The 18813-nt window shown below is 43.7% G+C and carries 12 protein-coding genes; 8 read left to right on the forward strand and 4 right to left on the reverse strand.

The features are described 5' to 3' along the window. Positions 1-39 precede the first annotated feature (39 nt). Positions 40-801, forward strand: a complete 762-nt coding sequence (locus tag MHN81_RS05830; protein ID WP_239425253.1) for a hypothetical protein — start codon at positions 40-42, stop codon at positions 799-801. 47 nt (positions 802-848) lie between these two features. Here MHN81_RS05830 and MHN81_RS05835 read toward each other — a convergent pair whose 3' ends face one another. Further along, complete coding sequence (locus tag MHN81_RS05835; protein ID WP_239425254.1) at positions 849-1316, reverse strand: DM13 domain-containing protein; 468 nt, start codon at positions 1314-1316, stop codon at positions 849-851. A 661-nt stretch (positions 1317-1977) separates the two neighbouring features. Here MHN81_RS05835 and MHN81_RS05840 point away from each other — a divergent pair. From MHN81_RS05840 to MHN81_RS05855, 4 genes are all read left to right on the forward strand, one after another. Beyond that, positions 1978-5148 carry a glycosyl hydrolase family 18 protein gene (locus MHN81_RS05840; RefSeq protein WP_239425255.1) on the forward strand — a complete coding sequence of 1057 codons (3171 nt, stop codon included), beginning with the start codon at positions 1978-1980 and terminating at the stop codon, positions 5146-5148. A gap of 66 nt (positions 5149-5214) precedes the next feature. Then, a complete protein-coding gene (locus tag MHN81_RS05845; RefSeq protein WP_023398099.1) occupies positions 5215-6825 on the forward strand; it encodes a lytic polysaccharide monooxygenase in 1611 nt (536 codons plus the stop codon). A gap of 23 nt (positions 6826-6848) precedes the next feature. After that, a complete protein-coding gene (locus MHN81_RS05850) occupies positions 6849-9491 on the forward strand; it encodes a glycosyl hydrolase family 18 protein (protein WP_239425256.1) in 2643 nt (880 codons plus the stop codon). A gap of 151 nt (positions 9492-9642) precedes the next feature. Next, positions 9643-12414: an Ig-like domain-containing protein gene (locus MHN81_RS05855; protein WP_239425257.1), complete on the forward strand. Its 2772-nt coding sequence runs from the start codon at positions 9643-9645 to the stop codon at positions 12412-12414. Between the two features lie 52 nt (positions 12415-12466). Here MHN81_RS05855 and MHN81_RS05860 read toward each other — a convergent pair whose 3' ends face one another. Further along, entirely contained in the window at positions 12467-13657 is a 1191-nt protein-coding gene (locus tag MHN81_RS05860) for a DUF418 domain-containing protein (RefSeq protein WP_023398096.1), read from the reverse strand. A gap of 176 nt (positions 13658-13833) precedes the next feature. Between MHN81_RS05860 and MHN81_RS05865 the strand changes: the two genes are divergently transcribed. Continuing rightward, positions 13834-14007, forward strand: coding sequence for a hypothetical protein (locus MHN81_RS05865; RefSeq protein ID WP_239425258.1), 174 nt, complete (start codon positions 13834-13836; stop codon positions 14005-14007). Between the two features lie 77 nt (positions 14008-14084). On the opposite strand, the gene MHN81_RS05870 is transcribed toward MHN81_RS05865, so the two are convergent. Next, a complete protein-coding gene (locus tag MHN81_RS05870) occupies positions 14085-15332 on the reverse strand; it encodes an alpha/beta hydrolase-fold protein (RefSeq protein ID WP_239425259.1) in 1248 nt (415 codons plus the stop codon). 171 nt (positions 15333-15503) lie between these two features. On the opposite strand from MHN81_RS05870, the gene MHN81_RS05875 reads away from it, so the two are divergent. Further along, entirely contained in the window at positions 15504-17561 is a 2058-nt protein-coding gene (locus MHN81_RS05875; RefSeq protein WP_239425260.1) for a winged helix-turn-helix domain-containing protein, read from the forward strand. A gap of 46 nt (positions 17562-17607) precedes the next feature. On the opposite strand, the gene MHN81_RS05880 is transcribed toward MHN81_RS05875, so the two are convergent. Beyond that, positions 17608-18165 (reverse strand): TetR/AcrR family transcriptional regulator, encoded by a 558-nt coding sequence (locus MHN81_RS05880; protein WP_023398092.1) that lies wholly within the window; start codon positions 18163-18165, stop codon positions 17608-17610. 79 nt (positions 18166-18244) lie between these two features. On the opposite strand from MHN81_RS05880, the gene MHN81_RS05885 reads away from it, so the two are divergent. Next, positions 18245-18778, forward strand: a complete 534-nt coding sequence (locus MHN81_RS05885; RefSeq protein ID WP_023398091.1) for a dihydrofolate reductase family protein — start codon at positions 18245-18247, stop codon at positions 18776-18778. Positions 18779-18813: the final 35 nt, after the last annotated feature.

An 18813-nucleotide genomic window follows, 5' to 3' on the forward strand; every position in this document is an offset into this window, starting at 1 on the left:
AATAAACCATCTAACCGTAACAACAATTAAGGGATTTAAATGAAATTTAACATAAAATCAGTTTTACCTATTGTGCTTGTGGCCGTTCATTCAGGTAAGGCCGTTTCACAAACCATCGATTACTTTAATGCTGAGGAACAACCAGCTCATCTGAGTTCGGGCTATGAAGGATCTGAGTTAAACAGCCAGTTTGCAGCAGGTGACTCATTCGGCGCAGGTGACTCATTCGGCGCAGGTGACTCATTCGGCGCAGGCGATTCATTCGGCGCAGGCGATTCATTCGGCGCAGGTGACTCATTCGGTGCTGGCGATTCATTTGATGCTGGCGATACCAATGCTGCGAGACCAGATGACTTCGTTCCTTTCCCAACTAATGAGCGAGACCCGTTGGATGGTAATAGAATGCACCGTGGTGTTCTGTATATCGAAGGTAATGAGATTGGCAGTGGTGGTGATTATGAAGATTACTACAAAGTTTGTGTTAAGGCTGGTAAACGTTTGGTTGTAGTATCTAACTCCAAATATGACAGCATGTATAAACACATTAACTTTATGGGTAAGGGGACCTATAAAACGAGTTATTTGGGGCAAAATGACTTTGGTCGATTGCGTATAACTCTGCAGCATTACTATGAAAATAAAAAAGAGAAAATCTTGTTAGATAGAATCGATACTTCTTCTTATGAGTTTTATGGTTACACCAAGAGAGGTAATGAATACACTAATTATATTAGAGCTTACTATAAGGGGCTGGATGCTTATATCGCAGAAGGATGTGAGGATCACCTAGGGCGCTATTAAAATAGTGAGGGCCACTTAGGCCCTTTTCATTAGACTTAGAAAGTGTATTATTGATAAGTTCCTGCGGTTATAAATTCTCCGAATGTCTCACACCATACAACAACCGTTTTAAATTTACTTACGTCTACACCCTTCGGTACATCGACAATAAAGCCATTAAATGACGTGACAGCAGATACAAATTGCATTGTATTTTTATGCTGTTCAAACTCAGCTTCATTTTCGACAAACGTTGGTGATAAATAAAGACGGTAGTCAGGGCCTGGCGCTAACCTACCTTCAAAGCCTATTGTATGTTCACCAATAAAGACATCTCCTTCACCAAAGTGCAAAAAGTCAGAGCCTTTTAGGTCTTTACTAAAAACTGCGGTGAATTTTGCTTGATTCGCAACTTCGGATAAGGCCGTTTGTGTAGGGGAGGGTGGGGCCATCATAATTGGAAGAGAGTACACACCTAGTGCAAAACCCGCACAAAAAACCAACATGGTAAACAAAATTTTAAACAAAAATCGCATGTCAAAAATGCTCTATCAAATAAAAGTAATTTAACCTTAGCGTGATGGTTCTAAGAGTCAAATGTACAAATGTTTTATTTGTGTTAACCGTTGTGTTAATAAGCATTTATTTCTCTAATAAAACTACTTTCTAGTTAAAATGTCTGATTGACAACTCTCTATATTATTTGAAGCGTTCAGCTTTATTCTCAAAGTTTCAATAAAACCATGAAATTACTAATTTATTCTTTGTTTAAACAAAAATGTAATTTTAGTTATTTTTAACAGTTCCCTATTTGGGTCCTGTTTCAATTGTGAAATAAGTATAAAAAAGTGCTGTTATTAATTTTAAACCATAGAAAAAGGTATTGAGTTCTGGTTTGTCCACTTTGTAATGTAAATAAAGGTAAACGGATTTAATGTAAATTATGTAAACTTTACAATGCGCCTATTTGTTGTGATTTTATCAACAAGTTAATCAATTTCAATATGTTATGTATCCTGCCTTTTTACTAAAAAACGTGTTTTTTCTAGTTATTTGGTTTGTGTTTTTTAATTTTGGCTAATCCCTTGTGATGGTGTTTTGGATCGGTACAATCGCCGCTGCTCAGTATCGCATTAGGTAATTATGTTACTGAATGTAATTTTATAAACAAAAAACATACAAATTAGGAATAATCAAATGAGCGTGTCTAAATCCTCGAATAAGGTACTCAAGCTCAGTGCCATTACAATGGGTTTGATCAGTGCATCGGCTTTTGCTGAAGTGAACTGTGACAGCCTTGCGACTTGGGAAGCGGGTAAAATTTATGTTGGCGGCAACCAGGTGCAACAAGATAACGTTGCATATCGTGCCAATTGGTGGAACCGCTCTTCACCAAAGCTAAAGTCCGGTCAGTGGCAAGAGTGGACAAAGCTTGGAGAGTGCAGTGGCTCAGAGCCAATAAACTTAGCGCCTTCTATCAAGCTACTTAAGCCAATTGCAGATGTTACAGTGGCTGAGAATGAAGAAGTGATCATCGACTTTTCAGCCAGTGATAGCGATGGTGAAGTAAAGCATGTTGCGATTTATCATAATGATGCGTTGGTGAAAGTGCTAAGCCAAGCGCCATATCGTTTTACGTGGCAAGCAAAACAAGGCAAACACGAATTTCATGGTGTGGCATTGGATGATGATGGCGCAACTGCGAAATCGGTGAGCCGCAAAGTCAGCGTTGAGACACTTCCACCTAAAGATCAAAATACCGCCCCGATTGCTCGTTTAGCAGCACAATTGCCAAGTGAGTTGGAAGTGGGTAGTCAGATTGTATTTACTTTGATTGCAAATGATAAAGAGTCAGATACTTTGGCTCAATCACTCTCTGTGAATGGCATCGAAGTAGTGAGCACATCGCAAAATGAGTTCGAATATACATGGACAGCCACTGCAAAAGGCCCACAGACATTCGTCTTAGTCGCTAAAGATGAACACGGCTTAGAATCAGAAAAAATAAGCAGAACCTTTACGGTGAAAGCAAAAGATGATGGTCAAGGTTCACATGACGACTGTCGTCCAGCTGGCTTATACCAAACTCCCGGTATAACGCCGTCTTACTGTGATATTTATGATAGTGAAGGCCGAGAAAAAATGGGCGCAGATCACCCAAGACGTGTGATTGGTTACTTTACGAGCTGGCGCCACGGTAAAAATGATCAACCTAGCTATCTGGTTAAAGACATACCATGGGATAAAATCACTCACATCAACTATGCGTTTGCTCACGTTAATGACAAAAATGAGATCAGCATAGGTAACCCAAATGCACAAGGTAACGCGGCAACTAACATGACTTGGCCAGGCGTTGCAGGTGCAGAGATGGACCCTAGCTTGCCATACAAAGGCCACTTCAACTTACTGAATAAATACAAAAAGCAATATCCACACGTGAAAACCATGATCTCGGTTGGTGGCTGGGCTGAGACTGGTGGTTATTTCGATGAAACTGGTAAACGCGTGAATAACGGTGGTTTCTACACGATGACCACAAATGCTGATGGCAGCGTAAACCATGCTGGTATTGCTCAGTTTGTGAAAAGCTCAGTTGAATTTTTAAGAACCTATGGCTTTGATGGCTTGGACGTAGACTATGAATATCCATCTTCGATGAAAGACTCAGGTCACCCTGAAGATTTCCCGGTCAGCAATGCCAGACGTGCAGGTCTAAACAAGTCCTATCAAGTGCTGATGAAAGAGTTACGTGAAGCCCTTGATAAAGCGGGTGAGCAAGATGACAAACACTATATGTTAACGATTGCTTCTCCGTCATCTGGTTACTTACTACGTGGAATGGAAACGTTCCAAACAGCGCAATACCTAGACTTTGTCAATATCATGTCTTATGACCTGCACGGAGCGTGGAATGATCACGTTGGTCACAATGCACCGTTGTATGACACGGGTAAAGACACAGAGCTTAAGGTGTGGAATGTCTACGGCACTAAAGAGTTCGGTGGTATTGGTTACTTGAATACAGATTGGGCGGTGAACTATTTCCGTGGTGCGCTGCCTGCTGGTCGTATCAACATTGGTATTCCGTACTATACCCGTGGATTCAAGGATGTGCGTGGTGGTGACAATGGCCTTTGGGGTCGCGCACCACTGCCAAATCAAAGCAACTGCCCGAAAGGCACGGGGATTGGTGAAAAGAACAAATGTGGTAACGGTGCAATTGGTATCGACAACCTATGGCACGACATTGAAAACGGTCAAGAAGTTGCCGCAGGATCGAACCCACTTTGGCACGCTAAAAACCTTGAACACGGTATTAACCCAAGCTACCTAGAAGTATATGGCTTAACGCCTGATACAGATGCCGATGATGTACTGCGCGGTGACTATGTGCGTCATTACGACGACGTAGCCATAGCGCCTTGGTTATATAACGCAGAGAAAAAGGTATTCCTTTCAATGGAAGACACTGAGTCTATGAAAACCAAACTAGACTACGTTGTTGATAAGGGATTGGGCGGCGTGATGTTCTGGGAGCTGGCAGGTGACTTTGACTACCATGCTGACAAAGGCGAGTACTTCATGGGCTCAACAATGACAGCGCTAGCATACAACACCTTTAACCAAAGTGGTGTTGCTTATGATACGCATGTTGGTGATGGCACATTTACTACGCCAAGCGAAGCGGTTGATATTGCATTTGAAGCGAAAGACTTCCCTATTGGCGACCAAAACTATCCAATTCGTCCAACATTTGCTTTTACCAACAACTCAGAAATCGACCTGACTGGCGCAACGATTACGTTCAACGTGCCAACGTCAACTTCAGCAATTTTCAAATCAAATTGGAATGCGCGCAAAAAGTTAGGCATGCGTGTTGAACATGATGCTTCGAATTCTGCTGGCAATAACATCGGTGGTTTTGAAAATGAATTCCATCGTTTTTCAATTACCTTCAAAAATGAGTGGGGCGGTCAGCTTGAGTCGTTTGCGCCGGGCGAAACCATCAATGCACAAGTGATGTACTACATGCCTATCACGGGCCCTGTGAACTTTACCATCGAAAAAGACGGCAAACAGTACGCATTTGCCTCTGAATACCCTGAATTACCAGTCGCTAAAAAGCATGTTCCAAATCCAGGTGATGGCGACAAAAACCCGCCAAATGGTCAGCAGTGTGAAGGTGTGAAAATTGAAAACATCAACACTTACCCTAATTGGCCTCGCACTAACTGGGCTGGCGATCCGAGCCATGCTGTCGGCGGTGACATGATGATCCATAACGGCGCGGTTTATAAAGCCAAGTGGTGGACAAATGGCACACCAAGTAACGGCGGTGCTTGGCAGAAAGTGTGTAGTCTGTAACGGCCACGTTTATTCCCAACCAGAGTGATCTGCGGATCACTCTTACAATCAATAAATGAGAAAACTATGAGACAACAAGTAACCTTATGCGCGCTGGGCGTAGCCTTAGGTGTGGGCGTTATCGGTAAAGTGAATGCACACGGCTATATGGATTTTCCCAAAGCTAGGCAAGCAATCTGTCAGGAGCAAGGTGGATTTTGGTGGCCAAAAGATGGCTCAAAAATCCCGAATGCAGCATGTCGTGCCGCATATTTGAAATCTGAGCATGTGCAGTTTATTCAAAAGCATGAGTTCGCAACCAATACAGCAGACTTTCGTAACCAAACGGCAGTAGAGGCTAACATTCCTGATGGCACCTTGTGTGGTGCGGGTGATAGCCAAAAAGCGGGAATGAATATTCCATCTACTGAATGGCAAACAACGGAGATCACGCCAAATGCTCAGGGTAAAGTGAAAATCCGTTATCGCGCAACGACGCCCCATAACCCTAGTTTTTGGCAGTTCTACTTAACTAAGCCGGGCACTGAATTTAAGCAAAAGCCGCTTGCTTGGAGTGACTTAGAGCTAGTCCAAGAGCACGGAAACATTGCGTTTTTTATGGCGCCAGATGGTAAGCGTTATTACGAAATGGAAGTGGCAATCCCAGAAAAGTTTGCAGGTGATGCGATTCTGTATAGCCGCTGGCAGCGTGACGATGTAGTAGGAGAGGGGTTTTACAACTGTAGTGACGTGACCATAGTACGCAGTACAGATCCAACACCAACGCCAGACACATGGTATCCAGTAGAGTACTTTGTAAAACAGGGCCAAGAGGCAACTGCCGGCGATACAGTGTGGGTTCGAGTGTTTAACGGTGATGGAAATGAACTCATTCAAGAGCGCTTCGACGTCACAAAGACCAATGCAAATCAGTGGCAAGCACAGTTTGCGTCTAACCTGACGACACAGTTTGCCGATATTATTCGCATTGGTGTGAAAGATAATACCGGCAACATTGTATTTAATCCAAACGCAATCTCCAGCAATCAGGTATTCGTATCTGATAAATCATATAGCTACAACCTATCGGTGATCTCAAAGCCGAAAAATACAGCACCTACGGTACATACACCTGCGCCAATCACGATAGATGAGGGGCAGAGCAAGCATTTGCATGTCCATGCATTCGATGACGAGCAGCCAACGCTCGACTTTGACTGGCAGCTACCAAGTGCATTGAGCTTCACAGGTTCTGGTTCAACCATCACGATCACTGCGCCAAAGGTGGACGCAGATACTCGCTTTGACGGCAAAGTGACCGTGTCAGATGGCAGTTTAAGCAAAACAGTACCACTGGTTGTGAATGTTAAAAACATCGATACCGATCCGGGGACGCCAGACAAACCGACAGACGATACTTGGCAGCCAAGCAAAATCTACACAGCTGGCGACACCGTGGTTTATCAAGGCAAAACTTACCGTGCTAAATGGTGGGTACGTGGCCAACTTCCAACCTCAAGCCACGCATGGGAATTAGTGCCGAGCGGCGATGATTCGGATGCAGGTAATACGTCATGGCAGTCAAGCAAAGCCTATCGCGGTGGCGAAATTGTAACTTTTAACGGTGAGCGCTATCAAGCTCGCTGGTGGACTCGTAATCAACAACCAGACCAACATTCTGTTTGGAAAAAACTATAAATACATCAAAGAGGTAATTCGAAATGTTTAAATTTTTAACCACAGCAGCAGCCGTTGGCGCTGCCCTTGCAAGTGCCACAGCTGTCGCTGCGCCTTCAACACCAAGCATCAACTGGAAGCCACAAAACTACTCATTTGTTGATGTAAATATCTACGGCCGCGGCTCATACAAGCAACTTATACAAGCTAAGGATGTGGTCGATATCCAAATTGAATGGAACGCGTGGTCAGGCAAAGGCGGTAATAGCTATAAAGTATATTTTGACAACAAAGTTGTCAACGAAGGCACATTAGCTGAGGGCACGACGGGCGGCACTATTCGCTTCCCTTATCACAAGTCGGGTCGTCATGAACTGAGAATTGCGCTTTGTGATGCATCAGGTTGTTCAATGTCTGCTTCTAAGCCCATTGTGATTGCCGATACTGATGGTGGTCACTTAGAGCCACTAAAACTGAATGTGAATCCAAACAATAGAAAGTTCGATACAGACTCAAATACTGTTGTCGGGGCTTATTTTGTTGAGTGGGGTATTTATGGCCGTAAGTTTGATGTCACGCAAATTCCCGCAGATAACTTAACTCACTTACTCTATGGCTTTATTCCTGTATGTGGTCCAAATGACTCACTGGCTGAAATCGAAAATGGTAACAGTTTGAGAGCGCTAAAGCTGGCATGTGGCAGCTCAAAGGACTATGAAGTGGTGATCCACGATCCGTGGGCTGCGGTGCAAAAAGCACTGCCAGGGATCAGCTCAAAGGACCCAATTCGCGGTACTTATGCACAATTAATGGCACTCAAACAGCGCAATCCAGACCTGAAAATTTTGCCTTCAGTGGGTGGTTGGACATTGTCTGATCCGTTCTTTGATTTTGACGTAAAAGCAAACCGCGACACTTTTGTGAACTCGATGCGTGAATTCTTAAAAACATGGAAATTCTACGACGGTATCGACATTGACTGGGAGTTTCCGGGCGGTGATGGCGCGAATCCAGACTTAGGTTCAGATAAAGACGGTGAAGTTTATATCATCTTGATGAAAGAGCTTCGCGAGATGCTTGATGAACTTGAAGTAGAGATGGGACGTGAGTTTGAACTGACTTCCGCGATTGGTACGGGCTACGACAAAATCGAAGATGTAGATTATCAGCAAGCCGCGCAGTACATGGATTATATCTTCGCCATGACTTATGACTTTGCCGGTGGCTGGAACAATGTGACCGGCCATCAGACTGCGATTTACTGTGGTTCACATATGTCTGCAGATGAGTGCAACGGTACGGGCGTTGATGATAAAGGTGAAGCGAGAAAGGGCCCAGCGTATACGCTAGATAACGCCATTAAGCTGCTCTTAGCGCAAGGTGTGCCAAGCGAAAAACTTGTAGTTGGTACAGCTATGTATGGCCGTGGCTGGGAAGGTGTTTACCCGCAAAATGCGCAAATTGCAGACAACCCAATGACGGCACCTGCCAATGGCAAATTACGCGGTTCAACGTCTCAAGGTGTGTGGGAAGCAGGCGTAATCGATTACAAGGGACTCAAAGCGCACATGATTGGTCATGATGAGCAAGGTATTAACGGTTTTGAAGTTGGGTACGATGAACAAGCTGAAGCAGCATATGTTTGGAATCGCCAAAAGGGTACCTTGGTTACCTATGACAGCCCTCGCTCTGTGCGCGCAAAAGGTCGCTATGTACGTGAGCATAACTTAGCAGGTCTATTCGCGTGGGAAATTGATGCAGACAATGGTGACATCTTAAATGCAATGCACGAGGGGCTTGCAGGCAAGGTGACTAACCCAACGCCTGTTAATAAAGCGCCTATTGTTTCATTAACCAGCCAGATTACGTTAAATGCAGGTGATATTCACGTTTTGACGGCACGGGCGACAGACCCAGAAGGAAAAGCACTTACTTTTTCTTGGCAAGGTGACGCCGCTCTGAACCTGCAAAGTGAGAATGACAGCGTTATCGTCACAGCGCCTAGCGTGACAAATGACTCTGTATTTACAGTAAACCTAGCTGTAAGTGATGGTGCAAACACTGTTAACCGTACGGTTAAAGTGATTGTCAAAGCACCCGTTGTAGAAAACAAAGCGCCAGTTGTTGGCACTATTTCAGCGATTACATTGGATGAAAATACCACTAAATCAGTAAGCGTAACGGCAACCGATCCGGAAGGAAAAGCACTGAGCTTTGCATGGCAATTACCGGGCCACACTATAGTGGGGACTGGCAATGCAGTGACTGTAAAAGCAGGAGAAGTATCAAAAACTGAGACGCTCACAGGCACAGTGGTTGTGTCTGACGGCGAGCACAGTGTCACGCGTCAGTTCAATGTGACCGTTAAAAATGTCGAGACAGATCCTGAGCCAACGCCGGGCGACGGCAAAACAACTTGGGATGCCAACAAGGTATACACCGGCGGAAATACAGTTTGGTACAAAGGTGTTCAATACAAAGCGCGTTGGTGGACCCGAGGTGCTGTGCCTAGTAATGGCGGTGTATGGGCGGAGATCATTCCAGACGATGGCAAAGTGCGCGATTGGCGCAGTGACCTAGTGTATACCGGTGGAGACAAAGTGGTTCACAACGGTGAAACCTATCAAGCTCGCTGGTGGACACGTGGCCAAACCCCTGGTAGCAACTCAGTATGGCGCAAGCTGTAACGGGTTAATCAAGTGAGTTAATTCTAACCGAGTTAAATCTAACCGAGTTAATTCTAACCGAGTTAAATCTAACCGAGTTAAATCTAACCGAGTTCATTCAGGTGCATGGATGCACCTTCTTACTATAACAACAAGTACAGAGTAAAAATCCATGTTTAAAGCTAAAAAAGTCGCGCTACTGGTCGCGGCAAGTGTTGGTGTATTTTCAACCGCTGCTGCATTTGCCAGTGAGCCTGTGAGCCTGCACAACAATGAACAATTAAAAGCGAGCATCAAGTCTCAGTTGTCACAGCATCAAAGCTTCTTTAGAGCAAGCTCTACAGATCAGCAAGGCGAACTTGAGTTTGTAACCCATCAAAAAACGCACGATGGGCGTCATATGCGACGCAGTCAGTATTACAAAGGTGTGCGTGTATATGGGGGAGAAATTGTCACTCACCATGATGAACAAAACTTCTTAAGTGTGTGGTTTCAACCTGAAGGGGAGATCACCTCTATCAGCGGCTCAGTCGTGCCAAATTTGTCATTGGCTACCGTCAAAGCGAGTATTACTGACAAACAAGCCATTGAGTTTGCAAAAGAGCAAATCGCTGAGTTACTTGCGACGTCAGATGAACAAGCAGAGCTGGTGATTTACCCTCATCAAGGGAAAGCAAAACTCGCTTATTTAGTCACTGTGTTTGCAGAGACAGAGCATGCGCCGAGCCGACCTGAGTTTGCAATCGATGCTCACACCGGTGAAGTGTTATCTAGAATTGAAACCCTTAATCACTCTAAAATAGGCATGGGCCCGGGCGGCAACGAAAAAATCGGTAAGCACTATTACGGTGAAGACATGCCCAAGTTTCACGCCACCGACTTAGGTAATGGCACGTGTGAAATGTCCGATACAGATATTCGTGTGATCGATATGGAGCACGGTACAACCAATACCGAGACGTATCAATTCCCCTGTTATGAGAACACTCATAAGCATGTAAATGGTGCGTACTCACCGCTAAATGACGCGATGTTCTATGGGCAAGCGACTATAGATATGTTTAACGATTGGTTTGATAGCCGCGCATTATCGGGCGATCTTGTAATGCGTATTCACTATCGTAAAGACTATTTAAATGCATTTTGGAATGGTAAAGAAGTCACATTTGGTGATGGCGACTTGGACAACTATGGAGTATACCCATTTACGTCTTTGGGTGTGGTTGCCCATGAAATCGGTCATGGCGTGACACACCAAAACTCAAAACTGGTCTATAGCAATATGTCTGGTGGTGTGAATGAATCATTCTCTGATATGACTTCTGAAGCACTTGAATGTTTTATGAACCAAAGACCAGATGGGATGTGTGAAGTTGACTGGTTGATCGGCGCCAGCATCTTTAAAAATAGAACGGCGCTACGTTACATGGAAAACCCAGAGCGCGATGGCAAGTCTATCGGCCATGCCAGCAAATTTAAACTCGGCATGGGTGTTCACCACAGCTCAGGGGTATTCAACCGCGCTTTTTACTTGCTTGCAAACAGCGAAGGTTGGGGTGTCAAAAAAGCCTATGAAGTGATGCTACACGCAAATAAAAACTTTTGGGTTTACAATGGCAACTTTGAATCTCTAGCGTGCGGTGTTACAGGTGCAGCTGCGGACTTGGGATACGATACCAAAGCGGTTGGTGACGCATTTAAAGCCGTTGGTGTATTCGCTTGTACAGAAAATAAAGCGCCCACCATTTCAATCACCAGCCCAGATAGCAATGGCCGATATAAAATAGGCAGTAATATTACGCTCAAAGCCAATGCTGATGATGAGTATGGAGCGGTAGAAAAAGTAGAGTTCTTCGTTAACGGCACGCTGCACAATACTGATCTAGAAGCGCCATATGAGAGTGACTTTAGTAGTGATAAAACAGGGCTGTATACGGTAACTGCCCGTGTAACAGACAACGAAGGTTTGTCTGCGGATGCCGCGCCGCTGTCATTTAACCTGATTGACCCGAGCCAATGCCAAACTGCACCATGGCAAGGTGGCAAAGTGTATACCCAAGGTAATAAAGTCGCTTTTGATGGTTTTGAATACGAGGCCAAGTGGTGGAACCGAGATCAAAACCCAGCGAGCAATTCAGGCTCTTGGGGTGTTTGGAAAAAAGGGCTTGAGTGTGGTGGAGCGACCGATAAGCCAAATAAAGCACCAAGCTTGAGCATGTCAGCACCTTCTAGCAATACAACTATCGAATTAGGTGAGTCCGTATCTGTGAGATTTAGTGCCAGCGATACTGATGGGGAAGTCGCCAAGGTTGCAGTAAGTGTTAATGGTCAAGCGTTAACTGAACTAACGCGCGCGCCTTATGCCTTTAACTACCAACCATTGGAAGTAGGTGTATATAAACTTAGCGCGGTAGCATATGACAATGATGACGCTCAATCTGCTGAAGTTAGCCGCGCCATTACAGTGACACAAACACAGCCTGAGCCAACACCAGAGGCGCCGAGTGTTAGCTTAATCACCCCGGTAAACGGCAGTACATACAATGTAGGTGAGCAAATTGCGCTATCAGTGGTGGCAAGTGATAAAGATAATGACTTGAAACAAGTTGCTTATTTTATCAATGGCAAACAAGTGGCGGTATCAAGCGTCGCACCATACAGTGCAAACTTTAAAGCAACGTCAGCTGGCAGCTACAGTGTATTTGCCATTGCAACAGATGCACAGGGCCTGAGCACGCAGTCAACAACTCATCGCTTTAAAGTGAACGCCAGTAAGCCAAGTTGTGATGTACCAGCGTGGCAGGCAAGCAGTGTATATACCTCTGGTAAACAAGCCAGTTTAGATGGGCAGTTATACCAAGCTAAGTGGTGGACGCGTAATCAAAACCCAGCGCAATACTCTAGTCGTTGGGCGGTTTGGAAACACCTAGGCGAGTGTAAATAATCTCCTCTTGAAATCGACCAAAGGGCCGGACTACCGGCCCTTTTTTATCAATTTACAACGCTTTTCGCCACATCATCTCTATTGGACCTTGTTGAAATTGATTAAGCCACCACAGCCCAAAAGATATTTGCGCAGCTAAAATGACAGCACCAAATACACCAATCAAATAAAACGGTAAAGTATTCATCAGTGCTAAGCCATACCCATAAAACAGCATGACGCAGAAAGTGGTTTGCATTAAGTACATGGTGAGTGACATGCGCCCTAGTGTGCTAAGCCCAAGTGCAACCTTACAGTGACATTTATCGATTAATTTGACGATGCAAGCAAGGTAAGTGAGTGCCAAAAATAAGCAGCCTAGGTGATAACACACACCTTGCATAAAACCAATTAAGTTAAGAGAAAACGGGCTGCCTGTCATGGCTTTGACTACGGCGTACACTAAATTCAGTAAAAGCCCTACAAACGCTAAAAAAGAAGTTGTTTGCCACGAAATGACGATGTTGATACGACCATGTTTCATAAACGTTCTGACAAAATAAATCCCAAGCAAAAATTGCCCTAGAACTTGAAAAGGCCTTCCCGTAATGAGATAAGACATTGGTCTTGGGATAGCGCTATAAATGTTTGCAATAAACACGTCCATGAATTCGGTTGAGGTGCGCATGTTTAGTAGGCTGGTATGTTCATAACCGAGATTTGATTTTAAGCTTAGTGCAATCAATTTTAGAGTTGACCAAAAGCTGGCATCTTTGCTTATCATGGCCATAAGGTGAATGAGCAAAGGTATAAATAGGAGCGTGAGGGCGATAAAAAGTAAGCGCGGTGCAGATAAGCGCATAAACCAAGGCAGTGTCATACCTAAAAGACTATACAAAACAAGAATATCACCATGCCAGATAAAAAACATGTGGATGAGGCCAATAAACAATAATACACCCATTCTCTTGCGCCAATACGAAGCAAAATTAGCACCTTGCTTTTGCGCATGAATTAGAGCAAATCCTGCGCCAAATAATATGGCGAACACGGTATAAAACTTACCTTCCACCAGCCAATCAATGACAAAAAACGAGGCTCTATCAGCAAAAGGGAGTTGACTGATCTGCACATAATTTAATGAATAAAATCCAAAAAAGCTCATTAAATTAGCAAATATGATGCCGCATAAGGCAAACCCGCGAATAGTGTCTAGGAGCGGTATCCGACCATAATTTGGCATAGGTATGTGTGGCATGACCATGATAGCGTCCTTTATCAATTAGTAATTGTTATGTTATCTCAATAAAAGAAGATTATGACTATATGACGTTTTTGTGAACTTGTTTGTTTATTAGACGATTGTCTAGTGCCTGTTTGTGCTAATTAGCGACACACTGGTTCTGCCAATCTTGGCTCAACAAAGTAAAGGAAATAACAATGAAATTAAAAATGAACAAAAAGAGCGTAAAAAACCTTTCTCAGACAATGGCTTCATTAAATCAAGAAAAAACTCGTCAAATCGCTGGTGGTATTTCCGCAATGGGCTGCGGTCCAATCTCAGATCCAAACTACTCGTGCCCAGTTTCTGTTAATGGTTATAAGTGTAGTTAAGCGCTTGAATGACAGTAAATAGGACCTGACGGAACAGGTCCTCATGGGTTACAAACTAATTATTTAAGGGGTCGAGTTTACTTTTTTGTCAGTGTTTCTATTTTACCCGTTAACCATTCCTTTCTTCTGGTATTTGCCGGCTCAGATAGTGTCAACGCTTTACGATATAGTGTCAGTGCCTCTTTTGCTTCACCTTGCAATTCTTTACTGACGGCAAGTCCTGCGACAGCTGACGCAGAGCTTGGCGAGTGTGATATCCAATAATTAAATAACTCATCAGCTTCGCCATGGCGACCTTGACCTCGTAAGCGCTGAGCAATAGCGCGAATACAGGCTGCATTATTGTTTAGGTTTAAGTTGGGGTAGACCTCAAAGCCCACTTGTTTACTGAGCATTTGATAATGCGCGAGGATATCTGTCAGTGTTTGATACCCGTTATTTGTGAACTCGATGAATTTAATACCTATATCCCAATCTTTACGCGGAAATACAAAGCCAATGGCGTTTAATAAGCCGGGCACTATCATGGGGTAGTGACCATAGTCATCAATGTGTTCGACTTTTAACTTAAATGTTTTTGAATAAGGGGCGAGCGCTTCTCGAAGTTGTTTGGCAAGTGTATACCTGACTGGGTTTCTCTCAGCTTCTCGTTTTGCTGACGCGACATAGAGAAAGCCAGCTCTGTCGGGGGTCTTCTCGAAGCTTTTAGCGATTGCATCAATCATGGTGGTGTCAGGTGTATAGCCTAACCCCAGTACATCGGTTGCAGCAAATAGAAAATGCGCGTTGAATAGTTTAGGCGCTGCGTTTAAGGTATGTAAACCAAATGCCGCTGTGGGCGATGCTCCGATGAAAATACGGAAATCATTGATGCGGTACTGACTTTTTAAAAATGGAAACAGCTCTTTTTGCAAGTAGTTAATCATATCCTGCGAGCGTCCTTGTGAAAAGCCTTCTACGTCGCCCGTCCATCCACTATAACTTGCATGCAATTTAGGTCCCCATGCAAATCTATCATGAGAGTGAATGGATACGATAATAGCTTGTGGCATGGAAGCGGTGTCGCCGAGGTGGCTTAAAACACCATTTGTTGCCTCAGAGACCAGCCAACCATCGAGCGTAACAACCAGTGGGTAGGTACGTTTTTCAGATGTGGTGTGATAGTCCGAGGGTAAATACACATCAAAATTTGGTGTTTCCTTTATATATTTGGAGAAAATACTGAGCGTTTTGCCAACGATAAGTGGTGTTTCTGTGATTGGTTTTACGCTAGCTTGCGTACAAAAAGCCGCGATGAAAAATAATATGTACCATACAAATTGCATGTTACGCTCCTGAATTATTATTGTGATATTTGAGGCTACAGTGTGACAAACTGAGCAAGGGAAACATGAAATTGGCCTGAAATTATCTTGATATCTTTATGAAATTATTGCTTATTTGTGTTTTACTAGGGGTATAAGCGAGCACTGATAAGAAAAGCTAGGCTAAAATACGTGCGACAAATAATAATAAACGAGCGGATCATTGATACCGCGAGAAATCAAATCTCCTATAAAAACCAACAGCTGATCTTGCCGCCTAAAGTGATCGCGGTTTTATATTGCTTGGCCAAAAGGCAGGGGCAAGTAGTCAGCCATGATGACATGATTGACGAGGTTTGGAAAAGCGTCGTTGTATCACCAAACTCATTGCAGCGTGCTATTGCAGAGTTGAGAAAGGCACTTGGCGATGACGGTAAATCACAGTCAGTAATTAAAACGCACTCAAAACAAGGGTATAGCCTTGAAGTGCCAGTTTTGTGGTGCGATCGACAAACCCAATCCACAGACGTGGTGCACAGAGACACAAAGAAAGCCGCAAAGCCTGCGCTTTTTTTGGTAATTGCATTACTTATGATCAGTTTGATTGGTGTGTTTTATTTTGCAAAGCCGCAGAGTGAGGCGATCGAGTTTACCCAGCTTACTTCTTTGACTGCCAGTGATGTACAAGAAGGCGCGGGGCTCTTTTCACCGGATGGTAAATACTTGGTATTTTATCGTCATTTGGCGCATTGCGAGAGTGAGCTGTGGGCTAAAGATCTTGTTAGTGAGCAAGCTGTTAAGCTCACACTGAGCGGCGCTAAGTTCTCGGGGTTCACGTTTTCTCCAGATGGAAAAAAGCTGGGCTTTTTGCAAAACCGAGCATGTGAGCAGGAGTCCAATGAGTATGATCACGCTGTAAAAAACTGCTGGGATTTGGTGGCAATCGACTTTGCTGAGGCCCTGAATAATCCACAAACGCCTCATGTCCTAAAAACATGTAAGTCGACCAAGATGTATCACCCTCAGTGGTTAACTTCAGATTCAATTGCCACACTAGAGACACAAAGCAACCAGTTGCGTGTTGCGATACATAATACAAGCGATCACCAAGTTGACACCCTTTTTGAAGATAAAAACTTACATTTATATGTCTTAAGGTATTCACCCACTCATCAATTGTTGGCTGTGATAGGGTTTAACAAAGAAGGTGGGCAAGTATTGAGTTTGCTGACGCCTTCTGGTGAGCTCGCAGCGCAAAATATCATAGATTTTCCCGCGTCATTTGATAGCAGTATACGTATCTATCCCAATTTTGATCCTGATTCACAAAGGCTGCTATACGGTAGTGGCAAAGCTCTGTTTGAACTGAACTTTGATGGCAAAGTAAAACCTATTACTCTACCCCTTTATCAAGATATTTATAGCATTAATTTCCACCCACACACCAATGCTATTGTGGGAACATATGGTACTTACGATTCGGATTTAGTCTCTGCGTCTATTGAGCTTGATAAAGTGTCAAATGTGTTCGTCTCTCAAAGTCGCTCTACTAGACGAGAGTGGGGTGGCCAATTTAGCCCAGATGAAAAATATTTGGCGTTTATTTCATCGAGAAATGGCAGTGATCAAGTCTGGTTCTCTGGTGGTACACAATCAAAACGTATTACGCAAATTAAAGGCCCTGAACGAGTACTCGCGCTTCAGTGGTTACAAACCAGTAAAGGTATAATTGTTGCGACTAACCAAGCGCTTTATCAGTATGATTTACGTGGCCAGCGCAGGGTTTTAGTGTCTGACAAAGACATTGAGGGTTTGTACCGCTCTAGACTCCCAACTCACAGTTTGATTGCGTATAGAGAACGGGATGAAACACACCTCGCTACCTTATCTCTTGAAGGAAAGTTAGAGATTTTACTTAAAACAGCGGTTCAAGATGCAGTGTTGCTAAAGCCCCAATCGTTGATTTATCAGGATCTGAAAGGCCATTTTTGGCGTGTAGAACAGGGGCAAGTAGTGGCCTTATCAGTACTAAACCAACATGCTCACAAAGCTCAGTTTATTGAACGCGACGGCTTTTTGTATGGGCTTTCTAGCGCTAATTGGCTATGGCGTTATGATATTAAGCACGCACACTACCAGCTGATTAAAAAGCTTGATGCGAATATATTATCTATTGCTGATGTAGGTGACTCACAATTGCTGTTTGAAAAGCTAATATCACAACAAAAAGAGATAGTGATGATTGAATAATTTATAGCGCAGTAAGCTATGTAAGCGTGGGGTGCTCTGCCAAAGATCAGCCCTGCTTAATTCCTGCTATTAAAAATCTAAGAGGCTTATCAATATCGTCAATTTTCAGTGTGTTCCCTTTGTCGCAGCTCATAGCGAGTGAAAACCCGTGTAGATAGTCTACTAACAGATGCAAAAAGACTTCAAACTGGCTGCTATCTAGTGCTAAGACGCTGATAATTTTCTCAAACCGACCAATAAATACCTCTGCTGGACTGTCAGATTTCATGCTTAATAAAGTGTGTAATAGTCCATCATACTGGCTCAGTATCGCAAGGTAACTTTTGCATAGGGCACTGAGCTCCTGTTGCCAATCTTCTGTGTTGTGTGGTGTATAAATATCTTCAATTAGCGAGGTGGTAATGGCTTCTAACAGGGCATCTTTGTTTTTAAAGTAATGGTAAATCGCCATTGCATCTACCCCAAGTTGTGCTGATAACTTGCGGATACTGGGAATATTGCCTGTTGTTGCCATCATATTTTTAGCGGCACGAATGATAGCTGTTTTACTTAGTGCACTTTGTGATTTTTGGGGACGGCCGCGCTTTTTCGCATCATTGCTCATATCTAACTCAATATTTGACGGTTTTATTCTACAGTGTAGAATAACTGCGTTTATTACTTAAATCAACTAAGAGGAATTCATGGCTAATATCGTATTTATTGCAACGAGCTTGGACGGTTATATCGCAGACAAGAATAATGGCATTGATTGGCTGCATTCAATCCCCGGTACTGAAGGGCTTGATTTGGGATATGAAAAACATATCGCTTCGATAGATGCGTTAGTGATGGGACGAAACACCTTTGAGCTCGTATGCGGTCTTGACTGTGATTGGCCGTATACCAAACCCGTATTTGTGCTGAGCAATACGTTGCAGGCCATACCTAATGGCTATGAAGATAAAATAAGATTGGTCAATGGGGAGCTGCCGCAGCTTGTAAAACAGCTAAACGACGAGGGGTTTGAGAATCTTTATATTGATGGCGGCGTGACAATACAGAGCTTTTTAAAAGCAGATATGATTGACGAAATGATCATCACCACCATCCCTATTGTATTGGGCAGTGGCATACGCTTATTTGGCGAGCAATCACAGGCACTTAACTTTGCATGCACATTTTCTGAGCGGTTTGAAAATGGCATCTGCCAAAACGCTTTTACAAGAAAGCGCTAGGCCGGTCCGATGCAAAGGGTGAAGTGATATGTCCT

Source organism: Pseudoalteromonas sp. Of7M-16 (assembly GCF_022347805.1).
Classification (GTDB): domain Bacteria; phylum Pseudomonadota; class Gammaproteobacteria; order Enterobacterales; family Alteromonadaceae; genus Pseudoalteromonas; species Pseudoalteromonas luteoviolacea_F.

Coding starts and splice junctions, on each gene's coding strand:
- MHN81_RS05845 (WP_023398099.1), top strand. CDS start 5,215: ATGAGACAACAAGTAACCTTATGCGCGCTGGGCGTAGCCTTAGGTGTG.
- MHN81_RS05860 (WP_023398096.1), bottom strand. CDS start 13,657: ATGGTCATGCCACACATACCTATGCCAAATTATGGTCGGATACCGCTC.
- MHN81_RS05855 (WP_239425257.1), top strand. CDS start 9,643: ATGTTTAAAGCTAAAAAAGTCGCGCTACTGGTCGCGGCAAGTGTTGGT.
- MHN81_RS05840 (WP_239425255.1), top strand. CDS start 1,978: ATGAGCGTGTCTAAATCCTCGAATAAGGTACTCAAGCTCAGTGCCATT.
- MHN81_RS05830 (WP_239425253.1), top strand. CDS start 40: ATGAAATTTAACATAAAATCAGTTTTACCTATTGTGCTTGTGGCCGTT.
- MHN81_RS05835 (WP_239425254.1), bottom strand. CDS start 1,316: ATGCGATTTTTGTTTAAAATTTTGTTTACCATGTTGGTTTTTTGTGCG.
- MHN81_RS05865 (WP_239425258.1), top strand. CDS start 13,834: ATGAAATTAAAAATGAACAAAAAGAGCGTAAAAAACCTTTCTCAGACA.
- MHN81_RS05850 (WP_239425256.1), top strand. CDS start 6,849: ATGTTTAAATTTTTAACCACAGCAGCAGCCGTTGGCGCTGCCCTTGCA.
- MHN81_RS05885 (WP_023398091.1), top strand. CDS start 18,245: ATGGCTAATATCGTATTTATTGCAACGAGCTTGGACGGTTATATCGCA.
- MHN81_RS05880 (WP_023398092.1), bottom strand. CDS start 18,165: ATGAGCAATGATGCGAAAAAGCGCGGCCGTCCCCAAAAATCACAAAGT.
- MHN81_RS05870 (WP_239425259.1), bottom strand. CDS start 15,332: ATGCAATTTGTATGGTACATATTATTTTTCATCGCGGCTTTTTGTACG.